This is a genomic window from Chloroherpetonaceae bacterium, from assembly GCA_025056565.1.
GTDB lineage: Bacteria > Bacteroidota > Chlorobiia > Chlorobiales > Thermochlorobacteraceae > Thermochlorobacter.
Map to the genome: position 1 here is coordinate 1 of JANWWA010000040.1, position 994 is coordinate 994.

Genomic DNA, 994 nt, shown 5'->3' on the forward strand with positions numbered 1-994 from the left:
ATTTATTTGTTTTGTTTGTTTATTTTTACTTTTTCCCGTTACCTACACTTTACTTTCACGAACCAGTAAAAATTTTTGATACTTGCTCTATCTGTCTATCTATTGGCACAACAGTTTTTCCTATCTACTTTTATTCAAACAAAAAAAAAACGTAGTCAAGCGTTCCTGCCCTCTATCTATTCTAAAAAAAAAATCAATATAGCGTGAAACTTTTGTTTTGTTTTAGCGTATAAGTTTTGTTTTAGTGTATAAGAAGTGTTTGGCAGCACTAAGGTAGAATTTTGTTAGCTTTTACATAAAATTTTTTTGCTTTTTTTGAAACTTTTTTCTGTATTGTTCGTATAATATTATTGAATCAAGCAGAAAACCACTGCCTGCTTGATTCATGAAAAAAAAAGTCAAGCAGTGGGAACATAAACAACAAAACAATCTATGATCAAAGTGAAATTCAATTGGGAATATGACACCTATAAAAACGAGTACGTTCTTTCTGCCGAACTGATGTTAAAAATAGAAAATTACGTGGATAATTCTATCCATGAAGAACTTTGTTCCCCCGAAATTGTGTTCGGGGAAAAGCTGCACTCGCACTGGGGCGAGAAAAATATGGACTCCTTGACCTACAGATCAAAGACGATCCAATTGAAGTACAAGAGTAAACCCGATTTTGTTGAAGAGGAAGAAAAAATAATAAAAAGTCTAAAAGATGTATTCTCTCGAATACTCGAGAGAAACAGAAAAACTATTGCCGAACTCCCGCCCCCCAGGGAGGTAGAGATTATCATGTAAAAAAAAAGCAGGCGGTTTGCCTGCTTTTTTTTATTTTTTTTTTTTAGTCTTAATCTTCAAGCGTAAATAACCTTTCATCCAACCTCGCCGTCCCGTTCATTCCCCCAATTAAAAAAAATTAGTCAGGCAGGCAAGATAAATCATGAAACTCAACAAAGAACAGTTCAAATTTTTCAAAAGAGAGAATGGATTTATAGTAATAAAC

At 33.2% G+C, this 994-nt stretch carries 1 protein-coding gene; it reads left to right on the plus strand.

The window, feature by feature from the left end:
* Positions 1–432: 432 nt before the first annotated feature.
* Entirely contained in the window at positions 433–789 is a 357-nt protein-coding gene (locus NZM05_12565; GenBank protein MCS7014447.1) for a hypothetical protein, read from the plus strand.
* Positions 790–994 lie beyond the last annotated feature (205 nt).

Coding starts and splice junctions, on each gene's coding strand:
- NZM05_12565 (MCS7014447.1), top strand. CDS start 433: ATGATCAAAGTGAAATTCAATTGGGAATATGACACCTATAAAAACGAG.